This window comes from Fuerstiella sp. (assembly GCA_022447225.1).
Classification (GTDB): Bacteria; Planctomycetota; Planctomycetia; order Planctomycetales; family Planctomycetaceae; genus S139-18.
Genome location: JAKVAZ010000022.1, coordinates 1 through 17,504, shown reverse-complemented (window position 1 = coordinate 17,504; position 17,504 = coordinate 1). Strand labels below are relative to the sequence as shown.

At 54.0% G+C, this 17,504-nt stretch carries 12 protein-coding genes; 5 read left to right on the top strand and 7 right to left on the bottom strand.

The annotated features are described in order from the left end of the window. The first annotated feature begins 17 nt into the window (after positions 1–17). Together trpS and MK110_19295 are read left to right on the top strand one after the other, a co-directional pair. Complete coding sequence (gene trpS / locus MK110_19300) at positions 18–989, top strand: tryptophan--tRNA ligase (protein MCH2213454.1); 972 nt, start codon at positions 18–20, stop codon at positions 987–989. Between the two features lie 59 nt (positions 990–1,048). Next, positions 1,049–2,356 (top strand): dihydroorotase, encoded by a 1,308-nt coding sequence (locus tag MK110_19295; protein MCH2213453.1) that lies wholly within the window; start codon positions 1,049–1,051, stop codon positions 2,354–2,356. A 264-nt stretch (positions 2,357–2,620) separates the two neighbouring features. Here MK110_19295 and ilvC read toward each other — a convergent pair whose 3' ends face one another. Then, positions 2,621–3,625 (bottom strand): ketol-acid reductoisomerase, encoded by a 1,005-nt coding sequence (ilvC, locus tag MK110_19290; protein MCH2213452.1) that lies wholly within the window; start codon positions 3,623–3,625, stop codon positions 2,621–2,623. A 227-nt stretch (positions 3,626–3,852) separates the two neighbouring features. After that, complete coding sequence (ilvN, locus tag MK110_19285; protein MCH2213451.1) at positions 3,853–4,374, bottom strand: acetolactate synthase small subunit; 522 nt, start codon at positions 4,372–4,374, stop codon at positions 3,853–3,855. 886 nt (positions 4,375–5,260) lie between these two features. Between ilvN and MK110_19280 the strand changes: the two genes are divergently transcribed. Further along, a complete protein-coding gene (locus tag MK110_19280; GenBank protein ID MCH2213450.1) occupies positions 5,261–6,688 on the top strand; it encodes a sulfatase in 1,428 nt (475 codons plus the stop codon). A gap of 260 nt (positions 6,689–6,948) precedes the next feature. On the opposite strand, the gene MK110_19275 is transcribed toward MK110_19280, so the two are convergent. The 3 genes from MK110_19275 to MK110_19265 all read right to left on the bottom strand — a co-directional run bounded on the left by MK110_19275 (position 6,949) and on the right by MK110_19265 (position 10,953). After that, positions 6,949–8,178, bottom strand: coding sequence for a permease (locus MK110_19275; protein MCH2213449.1), 1,230 nt, complete (start codon positions 8,176–8,178; stop codon positions 6,949–6,951). A gap of 228 nt (positions 8,179–8,406) precedes the next feature. Further along, on the bottom strand, positions 8,407–9,681 hold the full coding sequence (locus MK110_19270) for a PQQ-binding-like beta-propeller repeat protein (GenBank protein MCH2213448.1): 1,275 nt from the start codon (positions 9,679–9,681) through the stop codon (positions 8,407–8,409). 111 nt (positions 9,682–9,792) lie between these two features. Next, positions 9,793–10,953: a hypothetical protein gene (locus MK110_19265; protein ID MCH2213447.1), complete on the bottom strand. Its 1,161-nt coding sequence runs from the start codon at positions 10,951–10,953 to the stop codon at positions 9,793–9,795. 468 nt (positions 10,954–11,421) lie between these two features. On the opposite strand from MK110_19265, the gene MK110_19260 reads away from it, so the two are divergent. Then, positions 11,422–12,378 carry a mannonate dehydratase gene (locus MK110_19260; protein ID MCH2213446.1) on the top strand — a complete coding sequence of 319 codons (957 nt, stop codon included), beginning with the start codon at positions 11,422–11,424 and terminating at the stop codon, positions 12,376–12,378. A 227-nt stretch (positions 12,379–12,605) separates the two neighbouring features. Here MK110_19260 and ggt read toward each other — a convergent pair whose 3' ends face one another. Both ggt and MK110_19250 read right to left on the bottom strand, forming a co-directional pair. Continuing rightward, positions 12,606–14,330 carry a gamma-glutamyltransferase gene (gene ggt, locus MK110_19255; GenBank protein ID MCH2213445.1) on the bottom strand — a complete coding sequence of 575 codons (1,725 nt, stop codon included), beginning with the start codon at positions 14,328–14,330 and terminating at the stop codon, positions 12,606–12,608. Positions 14,331–14,586: 256 nt separating this feature from the next. Then, on the bottom strand, positions 14,587–15,795 hold the full coding sequence (locus tag MK110_19250) for a mandelate racemase/muconate lactonizing enzyme family protein (GenBank protein MCH2213444.1): 1,209 nt from the start codon (positions 15,793–15,795) through the stop codon (positions 14,587–14,589). A gap of 186 nt (positions 15,796–15,981) precedes the next feature. Between MK110_19250 and MK110_19245 the strand changes: the two genes are divergently transcribed. Further along, positions 15,982–17,178: an aminotransferase class V-fold PLP-dependent enzyme gene (locus MK110_19245; protein ID MCH2213443.1), complete on the top strand. Its 1,197-nt coding sequence runs from the start codon at positions 15,982–15,984 to the stop codon at positions 17,176–17,178. Positions 17,179–17,504 lie beyond the last annotated feature (326 nt).

Here is a 17,504-nt window from a genome sequence, read left to right as displayed (position 1 = left end):
GGAAACTCTTCAAAGTCATGAAAGTTCTTTCCGGCATTCAGCCAACGGGATTACCTCACTGGGGCAATTACTTTGGAGCAATCCAGCAGTACATCGCGCTACAGGGAAATGAGCAGTCGTTCTACTTCATCGCCGATCTGCATGCACTCACAACAATTCGGGATTCCGCCACCCTGGTTCAAAACACGACTGATGCCGCCCTAGATCTGCTGGCGCTGGGTCTTGATCCGGAACAGGCAACACTTTTCCGCCAGTCGGATGTACCCGAAGTCACCGAATTGACGTGGTTGTTACTGACGATTACCCAGATGCATCTGCTGGAAAAATGCGTGTCCTATAAGGACAAGAAGGAACGAGGAATCGCAGCAGACGCAGGACTGTTCACCTATCCTGTGTTAATGGCGTCAGACATACTGATCTACGACAGCGAAGTTGTACCTGTAGGTGCCGACCAAATCCAGCATCTCGAAGTCACCCGTGATATTGCTAGACGTTTCAACTCTCTCTACGGAGAAACGTTCGTCCTGCCAAAACCTGAGGTACTTGATTCTTCCGCGCGGGTCCCCGGAACAGACGGCGAAAAGATGTCGAAAAGTTACAACAACACAATTCCGATCTTCGAAACTCCCAAACGGCTGAAGAAGCTGATCAATCGTATTCCAACCGACTCCACTCCTGTTGAAGATCCCAAGAATCCGGACAACTGCTCTGTTTTTGATCTGTATCGGCTGTTCGCGTCCCCCGAAGAACAATCCAACCTCGCTGACCGTTACCGGCAGGGTGGCATGGGATACGGAGACGCCAAAGGGCTGCTATACAAGTCAGCGATGGATTATTTCGGTCCGGCATTTGAACGCCGTGACGATCTGAAAAAACGGCCCGACGATGTGAAAGATATTCTGAAGTCGGGTGCTGCGACCGCCCGGGCCAGAGCCCGGGAAGTCACCGACCGCGCCAAACACGCCTGCGGGTTGAGTTCCCTCCTGTAGTACCTGTGCCCAGTCGAAGCATATTTCGCGAACCCACGCCAAACAGTCTCGGAAGTTCTATGTCCACAACTCTCATCCAAAACGCAACAGTTGTTCAGCCGCAAAGTATTTCCGGTGCTGATGTTCTTATTGACGACGAACGGATTACCCGGGTTGCTGAACCCGGCAGTATTCCCGGTGCTGATGAGATTGTGAACGCAACCGGGTTACACCTGATCCCTGGTGTCATCGACGATCAGGTTCACTTTCGTGACCCCGGATCGACCCATAAGGAAGATCTTTCTACCGGCAGTCAGGCCTGTGCAAAGGGCGGTATCACAACGTTTTTGGAGATGCCAAACACTAATCCTGCCACCATCACTCTGGAGGCACTTGACGCCAAACTTGAGCTCGCTTCCACAAAGTGTGTGGTGAACTACGGCTTCTACGTGGGAGCAACCGTTGACAACGTCGAAGTCCTTCAGCAGGCATCGCGAACTCCGGGAATTAAGATTTTTATCGGTTCCAGTACCGGTAACCTGCTGGTTGATCAACAGGAGGCCCTGGAACGAATTTTCGCGGAAACGCAACTCCCCGTTTGTGCACACTGCGAAGATGAAACGACAATCCGAGCCAACACGGAACGCATCGGCAGTAATCCGAAACTTGCCGACCACAGCCGGATCCGGGACCACAAGGCAGCACTGGTTGCCACCAAACGTGCGGTTGATCTGGCCGATCGCCATCAGCACCGTTTTCATGTGCTGCATGTCTCGACAGCTCAGGAAGCCGAATTTCTTAATACGACCAGTGATCTGATCACCGCCGAAGCATGCCCTCATCATCTGCTGTTTGATATTGACGATTACGAACGACTGGGGTCACTGGTTCAAATGAACCCGTCGATCAAGACGGCGGACGATTGTGCTGCACTGTGGGATGCGCTGCGAGCCGGGATTATCAATGTGATCGCCACTGATCATGCGCCTCACACGCTTCAAGAAAAGAGCAAACCCTATCCTCAGTCTCCGTCCGGACTGCCGGCTGTCGAAAACTCACTCGCATTGATGCTGAATGCAGTTAATCAGAATCGATGCACTCTGGAACAGGTCGTTCGCTGGATGTGTGAATCACCCGCCGCAGTCTGGAACATTCGCAACAAGGGGCGGATCCAGCAGGGATTCGACGCAGATATCGTCCTGGTGGATATGCAAAAACAGCATACGATCCGAAACGAAGAACAACTCACCAAATGTGGCTGGAGCCCCTGGAATGGAGTAACACTCACAGGCCAGCCCGTCCGAACCTGGGTGATGGGTCAGACAGTCTTCGCCAATGGCAACGTCAACCCGGAGGTCCGGGGCCAGGAAGCTCTATACGACAGATAACGCCCCGATTCATGCGAACTACCGACTCGGTCGTTCAACAAACCGATCGCTGACCGCAAACAGCTCGCAATAAAACCCGTCATCAACTGATAGCTGGCAACGTTTTCCGTCTGTCGAAAGACTCTGCCCCTGTCGCCGCGGTTACTGAACTGCCCGGAGAACCACGGATCTGTCAACCCCCTCGGCCGTCTCCGCGGAGTCAACCTGCGCAAAGAGCCGATGGAATTCTGGTCACTGTCGCTGAACCTTCAGGCGTGTTGGCTGTCAGACTTCCTTGGAATCAATCCAGCTCATCATACGGCGCAACTGTCGTCCAACATCTTCCACTTCGTGCATTCGTTCCCGACGACGTGTAGCAAAGAATTCCGGCTGGCCGGCTTTGTTTTCCAGCAGCCAGTTGCGAGCAAACGTGCCTGACTGAATTTCCGCCAGAATTTTCTTCATCTCCGCACGTGTTTCCTCAGTGACAATTCGTTTACCACTGGAATAGTCGCCATATTCAGCGGTGTTCGAAACACTGTACCGCATGTAGTTGAGTCCGCCCTGATAAAACAGGTCGACAATCAGTTTGAGTTCGTGCATGCATTCAAAGTAAGCCATTTCGGGCTGGTAACCGGCCTCCACCAGTGTGTCGAATCCGGCTTTCACCAGCTCGCTCACACCGCCGCACAGAACCACCTGCTCGCCGAAAAGATCGGTCTCGGTTTCTTCAGCAAATGTTGTTTCGATGACACCTCCACGAGTACCACCAATTCCTTTGGAATAGGCCAGGGATAACTGGCGGGTGGACTCAGAAGCACCGTCGCTGAGAGCGATAAGACTGGGAACACCGCCACCTCGTTCATATTCGGCACGAACAAGGTGCCCAGGCCCCTTGGGAGCGACCAGGGCGGCGTCAACGCCTTCAGGTGGTACCACCTGACCAAAATGAATATTGAAACCGTGACTGCACATCAGAATGTTACCCGGCTGCAGGTTCGGCTTTATATCATTTTTGTAGATGTCCCCCTGAACTTCATCAGGCAGAAGAATATTCACCAGATCACCGGCGGCGGAAGCATCCGCAGCAGACATGGGCTCAAAGCCATGACTCACGGCCAGATCAAAATTCGCACTGCCTGGGCGTTGACCAACAACAACATTACAGCCACTGTCCCGAAGGTTCTGAGCCTGAGCATGTCCCTGGCTGCCGTAGCCCAGGATTGCGATTGTCTTATCTTTGAGCAGACTCAGATCAGCGTCGTCGTCGTAGTAAACTTTTGCAGCCATCGTCTCTTTTCCTGTTGTAATGACGGTTCGTTTGGCAATGTAACTCGCCAGTGAATAGAAATGAAATCGCTAAATTTTGATTACTTGTGTGTCAGCAGTGAAAGGGGCCATGATCCACTCAACCCCAAGAATTAGAACGGGGACCTACACCACAGGTGTCTTTCAAAGGCCAACCATCAGAAAATAAAAAACACTTCACCGTTTCCGCCGTAATTCATCAAACCGGACTACCCATCCCCTGGAACGACTTCCGGCGGCAGATCCTGTGTGATGGTATCTTCACGCAGCACCGCCACCCGACCGGTTCGCACCATTTCGAGAATTCCAAATTGTCGCATTCGTTCGATGAAGGCTTCGATTTTGCTTTCCCGGCCCGAAACCTCAATCAACACATGTTCTGCGCCCACATCCACAATTCGTCCGCGGAAGATTTCGGTCAGTTCACGAACTTCACTGAGCCGTTTACCTGATGTGGACACTTTGATCAGCATCAGATCCCGCTCAACGAAATCCTCACCAAGATAATCCTGGACCTTAACCACTGTAATTAGCTTTTCCAGCTGTTTGCGAACCTGGTCGAGTACCTTTTCGTTGCCGTTGACCACGAAAGTGATACGCGAGAATTCGGCATTCTCAGTCGCTCCGACAGCCAGACTGTCGATGTTGAATGCTCGTGATGCCAGCATTCCGGAAATCTGAGCCAACACACCAGGCTGATTCATCACGAGTGCAGAAAGCACGTGTCTCATCGCATCGATTTCGCGAAAACAAAGGAAAATCGCGAACTGGCAGCAGCAGGAAAAAATTGGGAGTGTTGTTCCGGAACGTCGCCTCAGGACGGAAATCTGAGTCAGCGTGTCCCGGCAGCCCGGATTTTTCGTGTCTGAACTGTGGAAAACACTCCCGACAATCCTGTCGGCCCAGTCCGAGAGAAGTTGGACAGTGTACGCCCGAGAAACAGCCCAGACAAACCAGAGTCTGATAATCCTTGAGTGATTACTGTGTCAGAGGCGTTGTCCCCGTTGATTTACCGACCTGATGACTTCCGGACGGCTCAATTTCCCAGGCAGGGGAAACATTTGACACTTATATGTCCTGATGATGCTTTTCTCTCCCTGACCCCAGGGTTCCGATTTCTATGTTTACCAGTACAAAAACACAGGACATCAAATTCAATATTCACGGAATCCGGTCCGACGCCGGTCCATATCCGGATCCGTTGAGGACCTGAGGCACTCCCGCCCTATGGACACCAGATTGTTCCGGACTTCTGTGATCCGGCTAAACGATCAGTGCGGGGTCCGTTTCGAGGTGCGATGCGTCTCTGATTAAGAGGTTTTCAGTTAAACATATGTACACGGCATGCATAGGTCCGGCAAAGAATCAGCATGGTCTTCAACTCCGTCCACGGTACGGAGGCAAGCGACCGATTCACCGGTCCAAAATCTGCGTTCCGGACGACGTACGGGACCCTGACTCCGGAAATGCTTAGGGGATCTGGGTGCGAAGATCACTGAAAACGCTCGGCCCCCGTGGATGAAAGACCAAACTCATCATTTCACAGGTTACACTGACTGTATCGCCGGATAGATGGTCCCGAGTTCCACCGTTTAAAAACAACAGGATGAAAAGACCGTGGTACTGAAGTCCCTGCTCGCTCTGTTCCTTGCTGCGGTCACATTTGGCCTGCCATCGTACGGCAAAGATCGCAAACCCAATATTCTGCTGCTGATGTCAGATGATTTGAATACGTCGCTGAGTGGTTTCGGACATCCCCAGTGCAAAACGCCTCACCTCGATGAACTCGCCAAAAGGGGGGTCCGCTTCGAAAACATGCATTGCCAGTATCCGGTCTGCGGAGCCTCTCGTGCTTCGCTGATGACCGGACTGTACCCCTATACCAACGGGATGCTTGGTAATCGTGGTAACCTTCGAAACAACATCCCGGACGTCGTGACTCTGTCTCAGCTCTTCCGTAACAACGGCTACCACGCCGGCCGCGTCAGCAAGATATTCCACATGCGTATTCCTTTCGAGATCCTCGAAGGGACGGCAGATCATGACGACCCGTTATCCTGGGACGAAACGGTCAACATTCAGGCGCTGGAACAGAATGCACCAGGCATTCGAACAGAATGGTCTCCCAAAGACACAGGGTCTCAAACCTTCACCGGAGTGGAAGCATCAACCGGCGATCTCGAGCACGCCGACGGGATGGCAGCAGATGCAGCTATTGCATTCCTGAAGCGCAATCGGAATCGACCTTTCTTTCTCGGATGCGGCTTTGTGCGTCCGCACGTTCCACTGGTTGCTCCTTCAGCATATTTCGAACTTTATGATCGCGATGCCATGATTGCTCCCGCTGTTCCCGACGGAGACCTGGATGACGTCCCGAAAGTGATTCGCGAGTACAAAGCTAACTCCCGTTATGGTGTCACCCCGGAACTGCACAGGGGCCTGCTGGAAGCCTACTATGCGAGTGTGTCATACATGGACGCTCAGGTCGGACGCGTGCTGAAAGCCCTTGATGAACTCGGGCTGCGCGAGAACACCATTGTAGTTTTCTCCAGCGATCACGGTTATCTGCTGGGGCATCACAACAAGTTTCAAAAGCAACACCTGTTCGAGGAAGCTACCCGGGTGCCGTTTATTCTGAGTGTGCCCTGGCTGACGAACGCTCATGGTCAGGCAACCGAACACATCACGGAATTGATCGATGTCTATCCAACCATGGCCGAACTCGCGGGACTGACCCCGCCCGCCGGTCTCCACGGTCATAGTTTGACAGCATTGCTCCGTAATCCTGCAGCAAATACGTGGACCAAGGATGTTGCATTCACCATCAGTCGCAGGGGAGGGGAATCGATTCGGACGCGAGAATGGCGATACACCCACTGGGGATTCGGAAGCAAGGGCCAGGAATTATTCAACAGAAAGAATGATCCCGGAGAGTTCACGAATCTCGCCAATGATCCGGATTACACCACCCAGCGAAATCGGCTCAGGAAATGGCTGAACGCCAAGCGTCGCGAGGCCGGGTACGACCCCGAACGCTACAAGTAGTTCCGGTAACCTGCATTGGAGGCCGCTACTCAAGGGGTGTACCGGACACCAACAGTTTGCTTTGTGTATGAGTGCAGATGACGCACGCAATATTTTCACTCCGGCATGAGCTGGACGTCGTCTCCCCGGATTATGTGTTGAGTTGTTCTTTCAGAATCCTCCAAAGAAACTTCGGCCAGTCGACGCGCAAACGCAAATCAAACAGATGGTTCCGGTCAGACGGTTTATGTTTGATTTCTGCCTTCGGTTACGGAGAAATTTCAGCGTGTGCCAGACGCTTCGGCCTCCTGCGGGATTACTGTTGCTGTAAAGCCTTTTTGGGCGACGATTTGTAGTATATCGTCGGGTTCGGGTCTGCCACTGATTCGTGCTTCTTCCGTGGAAAACCTTACCGTCACACCGTCAACGCCGGCAAGATTCCTGATCTCTCGCTCAAGTCCCGTCGCACAATTTTCACAGGTCATCCCTGTGATTCGATAGGTTAAGCTGCCTGATGCGGGTACATACCGAACCATCCGCCACAGGTCCTCAACTGCGAACCAGGCGATCATCACAAGAATGAGAATCGAACAAACGATAGAAAACCAATTGGCGTGATCGTGGCCGGCTGAACTGCTGACCGTGTGCACCGACAGCACGGAATCAAACAACAAACCAGCCAGAATGCTTCCACCCGTCATAGTGCCCAGATACACGCATGTGGTCCTGGTGCCGAAGGTCCGATACACAGTTCCCAGTGTTGCCAGATTCGTGGCAGGTCCTGCCATCAGAAACACCATTGCTGCCCCCGGCGGCAAACCACTGTCCACCAGTGCAGCAGCAATCGGTACAGAAGCGGTGGCACAAACATACAGTGGCAACGAAATCAGCAGCGTCAACAGCATGGCTACGATGCCGGTCGTACCCGCAACACCACTCAGCTGATCATGCGGAACCAGCCATGAAATCAATGCTGACACCAGAATCCCGACCACCAGCCATCGCCAAATCGAACGAATCAGCTCGACACTATGCAGAAAGGCACTCCTGCTGCGGTGCGTCAGTGACTGTGTCCCGTGTGTGTCAGTTTTCGGGGACTCCGAGACCTGTTCTGTATCATTGCCGCTGTCGGTCAACTGGGTCAGTACACCGCCGATCATTCCCGTAACCAGCGCAGTACAAACTTTAAACACGGCAAACGGCCATCCGAGAAACGACCCGCTCACAAGGACCGAATCGACTCCGGTCTGAGGCGTACTGATCAGAAAACCTAAAGCAGCCCCGGAACTGACACCTTCCTTACGCAGACCGATCCCCACCGGAATAACACTGCAGGAACACAGTGGCAAAGGAATTCCAACCAGGACCGACGCAAAAACTCCGCGGCGGCCCCGCAGGAGTCGTTTGAGCCCGCCGGTCGGTATCAGCAGATGCATGAGTCCTGCAACAATCGCTCCCAACAACAACCATGGGCTCAATTCGAGCAGAATATTCCAAACCGCTTGCAGCATCAGGCACGTATCGAGTTAATCAACGGGACAGAAAGGTCTCACCAATTCTACAGAGACGGCCTGTCTGTCGCCAACAGACATCAAAACGGCTGTCGTCAATTTCAGTCGCGTTACAGGGTACCCGCTTCTCAGTCAGCCGGACGCTTTCTGTCTGTGCAGCCCCGGTGGCTCGTCAGAGACTCTCAGGCCGGTGACAATCTGATGGTTTCCAGGAAAACTCCGGTCAGGTCAATCTGTCTGCTGTGGCTGCTGAGCATTTTCGCCAATGCAAAACAGATGTTTGGTCGTGCGAAGGAAGAAGCAGCCTTCAGAAATCGCAGGTGAACTGAGGACTTCTTCATCAACTTCGTTACGAGCAAGTTCAACATAGTCACTTCCGGTTGCGTCGAGCACCAGAGTGCTGCCCTGTTCACTGACGAAGAACAGTTTGCCGTCTGCAGCGACCGGTGAAGCAGTGTGCTTGCCTCGGAAGCGTTTCCGCCAAAGGATCTTTCCCGATGGAATTTCCCAGCATCTGGCAAGGCCTTTGTCGTCTGCAAGGTAATAGCGATTGTCGATAATAATTGCTGACGGAACGAATGATGTACCTCGATTGTGTTTCCACTCAACGTGTGATTCCGTTACGTCGCCCCGGCCACCAGGTCGCACGGCAAAATGATGGCCGTTTGGTCCGCTCACTGCATACAACAGACCCTGACTAAAAACCGGTGTCGGAATGCATTCCTGTGCCAGTCCGCGAACCGTCCACAACGACTCGCCGGAATTCGGGTCATAGGCGTCCAGCTTCATCGATCCCGACAAAACAAGCTCATACTGATCTTTGGCCATGACAATCTGCGGGGACGACCACGAGTGCCACGCCTGCGGTCGATCGGATTTCCACAAATTGGCGCCGGAGTGCAGATTCAGGGCAATCAAATACGAATCACCGTAGTGGTCACACTGCAGAATGAGTTTATCCTCCAGCAGCAGTGGTGAACTTGAAGCAGCAAATCTGTTTTGAAATCGACCATATTCATCTGCCAGAGCCCGCTGCCACAGCAGCCGGCCATCCATATCGAAACAGAACACATCCCCGGTACCAAAGAACGCGAACACATGCTCCCCGTCGGTCACAGGCGTCGGACTTGCCATCCCGCTCCGCGGATAAAACAAAGTCGGTGAGGTGCCCCATAACCGATGATGCCACTGCTCTGTTCCTGTTCCTCGATCAAAGCAAATGACGTGCAATTCGCTTTGATCCTTTCCTTCCGAGGCTGTGACAATGACCCGATCCTGCCAGACAACAGGATTCGAAATCCCGGCCCCCGGCAATACTGCCTTCCAGCGAACATTTTCAGTAGACGACCACGTCACGGGAACACCGGAATCATCCGTAACACCATTCCGGGCAGGACCACGCCACCCAGGCCAGTTGCCTGCAAAACAAGGCGAAACAAAACACACGACAAGTGCCAGTGCTGAGTACCGTCTGCCGCAGGATTTCGAAAATTGTTTGCTCATTAATTCATTCACTTTGGAATCGGCCCCGAATCCGTTAATCAAACAATTCACAAACAGAAGACGGGGTCTGACGGTTTCTGTAAACCGCCATATCTCCCGGATCAGCTGTTTCTATTCAGCCGGAATGTCAGCTAAGGCGTTTTGAAATGAAATGCCGCGACCCTCGTCATCACAAAGTCGCAACTGCAGAGACCAGTTGTTGAAGACCTCAGGATTTCTGTGTTGTGGTCCCTGACAGACTTTGACCAGAATCGTGTTCCGACCGGTCACCAGCGTGACAGCATCAGCAAACCGGTCGAACCGGGTGCCATTGAGCCACTGTTCATAAGGCGAAACGATTTCCTCGTTCAGCCAAACCAGACAACAGTCATCTGCACTGCAGCGCAATTCCGCTTTCTGCCCACGTTCCACAAAGATTTCCGTCCAGGCATAAGCAACCGCTTCGTCTGTCTTTCCCAGAGCGTCCACCAGATTGAGCTGTCCCAGCGCATCCGTTGTCCGATGCCGGGTCCAGCCGAACGTTGCCTTATTCTGACCGTGATATTCGCTGTTCAGATCAATCCCGTTTTCCGGTTCGAACATCAATGCGAAGCCTGTCTTTCCGGGAGCATCAAAAGGCCCGGTGAGCCACCAGTCGGTCACCAACCCCAGGTGTCTGATCACATCAGCAGTTTCACCGATGGACCGAAGTCGTTCTGCCGACTGAGTGACCTGAGATCGATCGCGCGCATATTGAAACGCCTCTTCAAAACGAACCTTTGCCGTTTGCTTGTCTTTGTCAGCCAGTGCCTGGTCACCAGCGCTGATGACGAGGGCAATCGCCTCAGTTCGGAACTCCGGATCAGTCAGTCGCGAAGGCAGCCAGTGATTCCGGAAATCCGGGTCCAGTCGGTCGACCAGGCTCAGTGCTAAACGTCGTGGTTTTCCCCTGCGTTGGCTATCGCTGACGTACTGTTTGAAAAACGCAGTTGGCCAGGGCGTCCCGGATGAAGACAACCCGCGGGCAACGATTTCCCGATAAACCGTGCGGTACCAGTTCGCAGCAACGGGATTGGATGTATCCATTGCGGTGAGCAACGATGGCAGGAACCCAACATCTCGCTGTGCCAGTTCGTCGCAGGCCGCACGAGCGGCGGATGACCCGACTCCCTGCGGACCTGTCCTGCTGATCACACGAAGAAGTTCCTGATCGTCACATTCGGCAATTTGAGTCGTTAGCAGCCAGGTACCGGGTACCAGCAGCAAACAACAGGTTGAAAAATTGACTGTCATAATCTTCCAGTGGTTTCGTATCCAGTCGCAGAGCTGATGATTTGTTGACAGGGCGCATCCAGAATCAACCGGGTCTCAGCGTAGACACTTCCGGAAGATCGTACCATCATGGCAGTGACATGAACGCAATTCCACCAGGGAAAACCGAGCACGTGCAGGATCGACACTCAGTCACGGATAACAAAACGCTGCAGGACAGGCTCAAATTCAGAGACCTCGTGACCCCGGTCTTCACGGCTTCCGCCTGTCGACGACTGCCCCTGCTGTCACGGCTCGGATGATCTGCGGCCGAACAGAAGACTTTGGATTCAGGGCCATGGTCGACAGGATACACGTTATGATCTGCACACAACTTCATGATCTGCACACAACGGAACGTCATCTGCCAGGACTGAACCAACAACAACGGACATTTCACCACGACCGATTCACTGACATCTGCGGACACGTGGTACGGGAGATTTTTTTATGAAACTTGCCACCGTCCTGACTCCTCTGAGCGAAGAAAACCTGGCACTGTCGGCTCAGTGCGGCGTCCAGGGGGTTACCATCCGATATCCCGGACCTGGACTTGACGATCTGCTCGCGGCGAAACAGAAGATTGAAGATCATGGAATGGAAGTCGTCGCCATTGAGGGTTTCCTGCCCATTGAAAACATCAAGACGGGCACCGATCAGGACGGCAACGACATCCGCGCTTTCAAAGACCTGATTCGTCACATGGGCCAAGCCGGTATTCCGGTTCTGTGCTACAACTTTATGGCCGGCACGGACTGGGTGCGTACACGCATCGACGCAGAAGCAAGAGGTGGAGCAAAAGTCACGGCATTTGATCTGGTTGATGCGGAACAGGCGGTGTCGCTCAATTCCAATGAACAGGTGATTTCAACAACATCAATATCGTCGGACGAACTCTGGATCTGGCTGGAACGTTTTCTGCGCGAAGTGATACCGGTGGCGGAAGAATGCCAGGTAACGCTGGCCATGCATCCTGACGATCCTCCTCTTCCGGAATTCCACGGCAAGTCACGGATCATGAACTCCGTTGCCGGATTCGAGCGACTGATTTCTTTGGTCCCCAGTCCGTATAACGCCATTTGTTTTTGCATGGGGACGTTCGTGGAAATGGGCGTCGATATACCGACAGCGATTCGGCGTCTGGGTAGCCATATTCGCTACGTACATTTTCGCGACGTTGAAGGAACAGCGGATTCGTTTATGGAAACGTTTCACGACAACGGCCCCACAAACATGGCGGCCGTCATCCGAGCCCTGCGTGAAATCAACTACACCGGCCCCATTCGTCCGGACCACGTCCCCCAGCTATACGGTGAAGATGCCGGTGAGCCCGGCTACACCATGCTGGGCCGGTTGTTCGCCTTTGGGTATATTCGGGGACTGCTGCAGGCAACAGAGACTGTTTAGCAGGTGATGCAAACGGACAGCTCACAACGCCACATATTTTCCAGGGTCGTGAGAACCTCGGGCTGCATCGGCTGAAACGCCGAGTAGACGACTGTGATTGGCCTGGACGACAGCTATTTAACAGCGCGCGGACGAACCGGGGTCGTCAGCTCCCGGGTTCCGTATCCGGCGCAGCACCAGGGAACTCACGTTCCCGGTCGTCACACGGTTACTCAACTGTTCCGGACTCAATACCCGATTGCCGCACCGTCCTTACGAGGATCAGAACCACCGAAATATCTCAGTGGATCGTCCAGTCGCCAGATGGCCTGATATCCCCCGTGGGCGCTGACCCCAGGTCGAATCCGATGTCCCATTTGAGCGAGTTGCTGCTTAACGGCCGGGTCAATCCCGTGCTCAAAGACCAAAGAACCGCCATCGGTCGACTTTGCACCCCACGGACTGGAACTGCCCGAATGAGAAATCCGAGGCTGGTCGCCCGCCTGTTGCGGTGACATCCCAAAATCGATCATGTTCATCACGACCTGCGAATGTCCCTGAGGCTGGAAGTCACCCCCCATCACTCCGAATGACATCACCGGCTGACTGTCTCGGGTCATGAACGCCGGAATGATGGTGTGGAAGGGACGCTTATGAGGTTCCAGTCGGTTGCGGTGACCGGGGTCCAGCGAAAATGCCTGACCTCGATTCTGAATGGGAAAGCCAAGACCATCCGGGCAGAGCGCGGAACCAAAACCATGATAGTTACTCTGGATCAGGGAAATCATGTTGCCGCTTCCGTCGGCCGCTGTCAGGTAGACGGTGTCTGAATCGAGTTCAGGGTCACCGAAGGCCACCTTGTCGCGTGCCCGTCTCGGATCAATCATTTTCACGCGTTGCGCCGCGTAGTCTTTTGAGATCAACCATTCAACGGGGACATCCGCGAACTCCATATCCGCGTAATACTGGGCTCGATCTTCAAAGGCCAGCTTCTTGGCTTCGGCAAACAGATGCAGGTGTTCGGCAGAATTCGGTTTCAGTCGATCGATCTCAAAGTGTTCCAGCAGGTTCAAAATCTGCAGAGCTGCGATGCCCTGACCATTGGGAGGAATTTCCCAGACATCCCAGCCACGATAGCTGCTGCTCACAGGATCAACCCAGGTGGCGGTGTGATCTTTGAGGTCCTTCAGACTCATCTTTCCGCCAAGTGCCGTGGATGCGGCAACAATTCGCTCTGCAATTTCCCCCTGATAAAACGCTTCCGGTCCTCCTTCTGCAATTGCCTGGTACGATTTGGCCAGCAACTGGTTTCGAAAAATCTCACCATACTTTGGGCGCTGACCGTTCGGATGATAAACACGAGCCAGACCGGGGACCTGTTTTGGATCAAATTCGAAGTGTGTTGAAATGATGGGCGAAACCGGGAAGCCGTTTGTCGCGTAATCAATCGATGCTTCCAGGCACTGTGAGAGCTGCAGTTTTCCGTATCGGCTGCTCAGCGCCCCCCAGCCGCTCACACAACCCGGTACATTCCAGCTAAGCGGACTGAATTTAGGAATTGAACGCAGTCCAAGTGCCCTGGCGGCCTCAAGATTCCAGTCATAGGGAGCACGACCGCTGGCGTTCAGACCATACAGTTGCCGGTCCTTCTCAATCCACAGGATGGCGAACAGGTCTCCCCCGATTCCGTTGCTGGCCGGTTCGGTCAGTCCCAGCATTGCATTGGTGCAAATCGCTGCATCAACGCAGTTGCCGCCGGCCTTGAGGATATCGACACCCGCCTGAGCAGCCAAAGGCTGACTGGCACACACCAGCCCCTGCTGACAGACAACGGTGGATCGATTCCCGTTACGACTTCTTAACAGATCCTGATTAATTCGTGCAGTCATGTCGGCTGATTCTCCGGCCGCAAAATTACCTGCGGCAGCAATCGAACCGGCGCCCGCAAGTTGAATGAATTGTCGTCGCCTCATAGTAGTATTCCGCCGTTGTTAAGTGCTGATGATTCGCACCGTTATTCTGGCATTTGACAGGAGTGGAATCCATCACACCAATCGACAGTTCACTCCCTGAAGGGAAACAGCGGATCACGGCACAGGTCGGCCAAAGAACAACCGCCGTCAAATAAGATCACAGAGCCCAGGGAGTGCAAACTTCCGGTTTGACAGTTCATAACCAAACCGCAGACCCGTGTTGCTGCCCAGCGCAAAATTGTGATCTGCCGTCTGTTTAATAATCGGAAACGGAACCGTCGGGCAGATACCGAGGACCGCGCCACTCGTATTTGTAAGACGGATCGGCAGCCAGTTTTTGCATTTCCGCCACGTCGATGGTGATTCCCAGGCCTGGCCCGTCGGGGATACTGGCGTAACCATCCTGCTTCGACCATTTCCGGTGTATGAATCGATCAAACATCCGGTCGTCGTACGATTCATGAATCAGCAAATGGGGCACTGAAGCTGCGACGTGAAAACTGGCCGTCATCCCCAGATAAGACTGCGTGCAGTGTGGCGCCAGAGGTACCGTGTATGCTTCTGCCAAAGCAGCAATTTTTTTCATCTGAGTAATACCGCCCGTGTACCCGCAGTCCGGCTGGACGATGTCCAGCACGCCTTCTGTTAAATACGGCAGGATGCCCCAGATCGTCCGGTCGCGTTCGCCCGCTGCCATAGGGATATTGATTGCCTCCCGAATTCTCCGAAAGACTTCAATGTTGCCGGGAACGGCAGATTCCTCCAGAAACAGGACGTCATAGGGTTCGATGGCATTGGCAAACTGAATCAGCATGGCGGGTGGAATGGCGCAGTGCGCATCAAACATGATGGTACCACTGTCTCCCAGACGTTCCCGGGTGTCTCGTACCTGCTGAACCAGTGCTTTGATGTCAGCCGGATTTCCCGAGTGCGGTTTGGGACCACTTCCCAGTTTGATTGCTCCGGCGGCCGGATACACGGCGATGCGATCACGGGTGGGTCCTCCAAGCAATCGATGGACGGGTACCCCCCAAAGTTTTCCGGTGATATCCCACAGAGCCATATCGATACCTGCGATACAGTGCACCATAAAGGCTCCGCCACGCTGATTGCGTTCAGCCCGGAACAGCACCTGCCACAGATGTTCAATCCGTGTTGGGTTCTGACCGTCCAGCAGCTCAAACATAGATGTTGCCAGCGCCGAGGATACCGACGGGACGACCCCCTTGATTTCACCCCATCCGCTGATTCCGTGATTAGTCCCGATCTCCACAAAGACCCGATCACGAAAAACGTGTGGAATCAGCTGGTTGATGCGAATTGTTGTGGTGCGGTCCGTAACGGACTCAGACGAGTCTGACTGATCTGCGTTGGCAGAAAACAGTGAACTGCCTGCGACTGCCGCGCCGGCCCCCAGAAACATATTGCGGCGCAGAAAGTCCGGGGACGAAGGTTTCGATGCCACGATTCAACCTGTTCTTCAAAGGTTCTTAGTGTTTTCAGGAACGGACAGCATGTCTTATGACTGTTGTACAATCGCAGGTCGATGAACCACGATCAAGAAGATTCAATCCGCCCACACATGCAATCAGTCAGTGTTCGCATCCGGCCGGCAGTTGTATCCTCAACGCTGTGGTGGTAATCATACGGAATGAGTATTTACCGACAACTGGGCGTGGAGCCCATCATCAATGCCTGCGGATCCGTGACCCGGCTGGGTGGGGCTCCGATGCCGCCACCGGTCCTCGCAGCCTTTGAAAACGCAGCCCGGGAAACCGTACCCCTGGAGCAGTTGCAGGCGGTTGCTTCACAACGCATTGCCGCTGTGACAAAGACGGAAGCCGGACTGATCACATCCGGGGCTGCCGGCGCGCTAACACTGGGCACCGCCGCAATTCTGACGGGAAATCACCTGGCACGGATGGAACAGCTGCCCCACTGCGACGGGTTCCCCAACGAAATGATTATTGCTCGTGAGCAGCGAAGCGGATACGACCACGCGATTCGGGCTGCGGGAGCTCGTTTGACTGAAGTGGGGTTTAATGAAATTGTGGCCGGCGCCGGCGTCCGTCGAACGGAGGCCTGGGAATATGAAGCCGCCATTTCACCTCAGACCGCAGGAATCGTGTATGTGCGATCCGACACTTCGTGTCCGTCCCTGGAAGATGTGGTCACAACAGCACGTCGCCATGGCCTGCCGGTTCTGGTTGACGCGGCAGGCGAGCTGCCTCCACGATCAAATCTGACGGACATTCCAGGTACCGGAGCCGACCTCGTTGCTTTCAGTGGCGGCAAGGCAATACGAGGACCGCAGTCGACAGGAATCCTGTGTGGTCGGCGGGAACTTATTTCAGCCGCCGCACAGCAAATGTTCGACATGGACGATCATCCGGAACTGTGGGATCCACCGCAGGAACTGATCGTTCGTTCGCACGCCACCGGCATTCCCCGCCACGGCATCGGTCGCAGCCTGAAAGTATCCAAAGAAGAAATCGTGGCACTGTTAACGGCACTCGATCTGTTTGTGTCCGGCGACTACGACGCGCAGCTGCAGGATTATCGCCGCTGGCTTGAACAGATTGCAGATGCACTGTCCAGCACGAAGGTTTCCACGCACCTCGTGGAACCGGCAACTGCTGAACAATGGCCTGTACTGGAAATCCACGTCGACGCCGTCTCAGGCGAACGGTCCGCAGCAGACATTTGTCAGGACCTGCGAAAAGGAACCCCTCCGGTCTTCGTGGGACACGCAAAACTGCATCTGGGGGTGCTGGTAATCAACCCGACCAGTCTGCAGGCAGAATCCATCTCTGAACTGTGTCGCCGTCTGACTGAAGTGTTGAGTTAAGTCAACGGAGCTACCGTGAAGCACCGGTGATCCGGATACTGAAAGAGTGAAGTCAGCCCAGCCACACGGGTTTGTCCACCTGCCGTTTGCAGGCACAATCTGGCAGCTCCGCAAAGTAAAGTATCCACCCCCCTTCCGTCCTCCACCGGCATCCGCTCAACTCTGGCCATTATTCGACGCTCAACACCACGCAAAGCAAGCCCGTATTCCTTACGCGGCGAAGCGGGTCACGGTGAATGACTGGCCCGGTTCAGTCCGACACACGATTGAATGATTCGCCGGGATTGATGCGGGAACTTTGATCCGATTCATCCGACTCGCTGACG

What these genes read in the sequence shown, in the direction of transcription:
- MK110_19270 (MCH2213448.1), bottom strand. Translation starts at nt 9,681, where the DNA reads ATGAGCAAACAATTTTCGAAATCCTGCGGCAGACGGTACTCAGCACTG.
- ilvN (MCH2213451.1), bottom strand. Translation starts at nt 4,374, where the DNA reads ATGAGACACGTGCTTTCTGCACTCGTGATGAATCAGCCTGGTGTGTTG.
- MK110_19265 (MCH2213447.1), bottom strand. Translation starts at nt 10,953, where the DNA reads ATGACAGTCAATTTTTCAACCTGTTGTTTGCTGCTGGTACCCGGTACC.
- ggt (MCH2213445.1), bottom strand. Translation starts at nt 14,330, where the DNA reads ATGAGGCGACGACAATTCATTCAACTTGCGGGCGCCGGTTCGATTGCT.
- MK110_19295 (MCH2213453.1), top strand. Translation starts at nt 1,049, where the DNA reads ATGTCCACAACTCTCATCCAAAACGCAACAGTTGTTCAGCCGCAAAGT.
- ilvC (MCH2213452.1), bottom strand. Translation starts at nt 3,625, where the DNA reads ATGGCTGCAAAAGTTTACTACGACGACGACGCTGATCTGAGTCTGCTC.
- MK110_19245 (MCH2213443.1), top strand. Translation starts at nt 15,982, where the DNA reads ATGAGTATTTACCGACAACTGGGCGTGGAGCCCATCATCAATGCCTGC.
- MK110_19275 (MCH2213449.1), bottom strand. Translation starts at nt 8,178, where the DNA reads ATGCTGCAAGCGGTTTGGAATATTCTGCTCGAATTGAGCCCATGGTTG.
- trpS (MCH2213454.1), top strand. Translation starts at nt 18, where the DNA reads ATGAAAGTTCTTTCCGGCATTCAGCCAACGGGATTACCTCACTGGGGC.
- MK110_19260 (MCH2213446.1), top strand. Translation starts at nt 11,422, where the DNA reads ATGAAACTTGCCACCGTCCTGACTCCTCTGAGCGAAGAAAACCTGGCA.